Source organism: Tumidithrix elongata BACA0141, from assembly GCF_036349135.1.
GTDB lineage: Bacteria > Cyanobacteriota > Cyanobacteriia > Pseudanabaenales > Pseudanabaenaceae > Tumidithrix > Tumidithrix elongata.
The window spans coordinates 1-3,660 of record NZ_JAZBJZ010000214.1; the positions used below are offsets into that span (position 1 = coordinate 1).

Annotated in this window: 3 protein-coding genes and 1 pseudogene; all 4 read left to right on the forward strand. The window is 46.3% G+C overall.

Features of this window, described 5'->3' with window-relative positions:
• Positions 1–245: hypothetical protein (locus V2H45_RS25330; protein ID WP_330486475.1), on the forward strand; the 245-nt coding region annotated here is incomplete at its 5' end.
• Positions 242–1,174 carry a LuxR C-terminal-related transcriptional regulator gene (locus V2H45_RS25335; protein WP_330486476.1) on the forward strand — a complete coding sequence of 311 codons (933 nt, stop codon included), beginning with the start codon at positions 242–244 and terminating at the stop codon, positions 1,172–1,174. The genes V2H45_RS25330 and V2H45_RS25335, both read left to right, overlap by 4 nt.
• 112 nt (positions 1,175–1,286) lie before the next feature.
• Positions 1,287–3,176: a beta-ketoacyl-ACP synthase III gene (locus V2H45_RS25340; RefSeq protein ID WP_330486477.1), complete on the forward strand. Its 1,890-nt coding sequence runs from the start codon at positions 1,287–1,289 to the stop codon at positions 3,174–3,176.
• 87 nt (positions 3,177–3,263) lie between these two features.
• Positions 3,264–3,608, forward strand: a pseudogene (locus V2H45_RS25345) (DUF6999 family protein); the annotation flags it as partial.
• Positions 3,609–3,660 lie beyond the last annotated feature (52 nt).

Below are 3,660 nucleotides of genomic sequence, written 5' to 3' on the forward strand. Positions count from 1 at the left end.
GAAGTATTCTTTGCTTCATCAGACCCCGTTGCATTTCATCCTTGAATTGGCCAATCAAGCGGTTTAATCCCCATGAAATCGAAGTAATCCTGTTAATTAAACGACCCGATCCATGCCTTTTGATCTGCGATCGCGAGCAAGCGTTAGAAATCCACGATTTATTCCAAGAGAACGATTACAGAGCCTTGCTTAGCAATATCGAGAACGGAATAGCCCATTTTACTGATTCAACCTCAAACTCTTGACCCACAAAGATCTACCAACATTATCCCCTCGTCAAGCTGCCGTACTAGAACTTCTAGCCAATGGCTATGGTAAGCGTCAGGTTGCAACTAAATTACGCATTGGGGAACGAACCGTAGATCGAACGATCGCCCAGGCAGCGGAACAACTGGCAATCATCGATCCTCGATTGGCAGAGGATTTGGGCACGGTAGGTAGAATTGCACGAATTGTGGCACTTTACACAGAGTTTTACGCTAAGCCCAAAGCGAATCTTCAAAACTCTGATCGCGATGCGACACCCCTCCTGCGCCTTGCGGTTCGCTCTGAGTTGGATATTGCCAGCGATCGCATTCAAAACGAGACCCAAGTTAGCGTGCAATGTTTACAGGATGAAGTTATGCAAACCGCTCATGGAATTATCATTGACGATCGCAGTCCCCGTGCCAGTGTCTTTCCCAAAAGCCTAGAGGTTTGGTCTCATTCTCCTAGAGTTAAAGTCACGCACGAACTGCTGGTACAGGATGAAAAACGCCCGTTATTTCAAGTGAAGTTCGATCCGCCCTTGACACAGGGGCAACGGCTGGTTTACCACTATTCCCAAGTGACTGATAATTACTTTCCCATGACCCAAGCAGATCTGGCGATGCGGATAGCGAATGGAACCTACCCACTCAAGGAAGCTTTTTGCGAGAAGAGCTACAGTATCAATACACCGACAGATCATCTTTATCTACGGCTTAACTTTCCCACAGGATTTGCGATCGCCAATGAATGCGTAATTGTAGAGATTGGACGAGGAGGCAGTCGCGATCGGGCTGAGGAAGAACGCATCCAACAATGCTCGGGATTCGAGAAAACCCTATTTGCCAGACGTATGAGCCTAGTTTTAGCCCTAGAAAATCCAGTTTTGCTACGGCGTTATCGGATTCGATGGCAACCCAGTCATTAAATCGGGCTTAGTGCCATTTGCCAAACTGGCACACTAGCTGACATATCATTCAAAGAAAGGACATAGATTCGGAGTGTAACTAACCTCTCGTGTTGGGATAACTCTATGGATAATGCCTAATAGTATTGGGAAGTTTTTACCCGGTAACCCCATTGGTAATGATGACATGGAAACCTATCTGGGTAAGATTGGCGATCGCCCGTCTAAAGCCAAAAATCGCATTCTTAAAAGTAATGGTATCCAGCAACGTTACTATGCCTTAGATCGGGAGCAAAATAGTACCTTCTTAAATAGTCAAATGGCTGCCTATGCCGTGCGCGATGCTCTATCGCAAGTCAATCTCGAACCATCCGCGATCGATCTGCTAGCAGCAGGAACGACTTGGGCAGATGTATTAGTACCGGGATTTGCCAGCATGGTACATGGTGAATTACCGGAGTTATCGCCCTTAGAAACTATTTCTACCCAAGGTGTTTGCTGTACGGGAATTTCAGCGCTGAAGTATGCAGCTTCGCAAGTGGAATTGGGGAGGAAACGGGGAGCGATCGCAGTTGCCTCAGAGATGCCATCCAGACTATTTAAACACACGAGATTTGAGGCTGAAGATCTGGTCAAAGCAGGCAAACCTCTCCCCTTTGATACCGAATTTTTGCGTTGGATGTTATCAGATGGGGCAGGCGCTTGTTTGGTTCAAAACCATCCAAATGCTCAGGGTATTAGCCTCAAGATAGAATGGATTGAATTAATCTCCCATGCTAATGCCTACCCTGTCTGTATGTATGCAGGGGCTACGGATGAATCCCAGCAAAAAACTTGGATGCAATATCCTTCCTATGTTGATGCTGCAAGGAATGGAGCCTTAAATCTTCGCCAAAATATTCGCCTATTGGATGATGTAATTAAATTGGGAGTAGAAGGCTGGCTGCGTTTGATCGAACTCGGGCGCGTTCAGCCTAGCGAAATCGATTGGTTGCTCTGCCATTACTCGTCACATTTCTTTCGGGGACAAATTGTGGACTTGCTGGAAAAAGCTGGCTGTATGATTCCAGAACACAAATGGTTCACTAATCTCTACACCAGAGGCAATACTGGCTGTGCTGCCATTTATCTGATGTTGGAAGAGCTATTCAATTCTGGCAAGTTGCAGCACGGTCAAAAGATTTTTTGCTTCATTCCAGAGAGTGGAAGATTTACCACGGCTTACATGATGTTAACTGCGATCGAGAACTATGGAACTGGGGTGGAGCATGAACCAAATCGCCAGTCAATTACAATTCCTACTGAAATCCCTACTGCAATCCCTACTATAATTCCCGCATCTTCTATCGATCGCACGTTCCAACCTCAAGAGTCAGCCTCTGCCTACCTTACTCGTCAATTAGCCATGGTATGGCTAGAGTTTGAGCGCAAAATTCGGTCTGTGCCGATCGTGCGTAAGTTGCATCGAGGGGAGTTTACCCTAGAGGATTACAAAGCCCTGCTGCGGAATCTGCGTCCTCAGGTGGTAGATGGTGCGCGTTGGATTGCCCGTGCTGCTTCTAATATGATTGATTTTCGGTTGCGATCGACATTTATCGGTCATGCCCAAGACGAACATCGCGATTATCAAATGCTGGAACGCAATTACGTTGCTGTGGGTGGGGAGTTAGCCGAAATTGCCGAGGCGGAGAAAAATATTGGAAGCGAAGCATTATCTGGGTTTATTTTTAACCAAGCTTCCCAGCCAAATCCTGTCGATCTGATTGGCAGCATGTTTATCATCGAGGGCTTGGGCAACAAACTTGCGGGACAATGGGCAGAGCAAATCAAACAAACTTTGGATTTGCTCGACGAGCAGGTTTCTTTTCTTGCTTATCATAGCGCCAACGATGCATCGCACATTGATAAGCTAGATGGCATTATTCATGCGGAGTGGATGACCGAAGCGATCGCACATCGAATTGTCAAAACAGCTAAAGTCACGGCGCGCCTGTATTTGCTACAACTAGAAGAGATTCAGTGAGGAGGGTTGGAAATGCCAAATTTAGAATTTAGCGATCGCAAGCAGAACGATTTACCTGAGGATTTAGCAGCGACGGTCTATACGCCCTTACCCCACGATCGCCTCAACCCGAATACTTGGGACATTCTCTTTCTCGATCGGGCAATTCCGCTCGACCCCTTGGCAAAAGCCTATATGCTAAAGGATTTACAAAGTTGGACGCGCAACTATCTGCTCATTCCGATCAAACTGGTTGCAAATTTCTTACTCGCAACAATCATGACAGTGAAACGCTTACTACCGTTTCAGTTTAGCGCTTATAAATTCATGCATCGCGCAGCGGCATTCTTTTTAAATCATTTTGTCTCGCCAGAGGCTTGCTACCTGATCGTGCGCCACATCTGCCTTGGTTCCAATATTGTCAACTTTTTGATTGAGAATGGACCGAACCCTAAGAGCGTGTTTGAGAAGTTTAGGGTAGAAAAAAAGCCCCCAAAGTTATAGG

Excerpts from the sequence above, each read along its gene's own strand:
- V2H45_RS25340 (WP_330486477.1), top strand. The coding sequence starts at position 1,287 with ATGCCTAATAGTATTGGGAAGTTTTTACCCGGTAACCCCATTGGTAAT.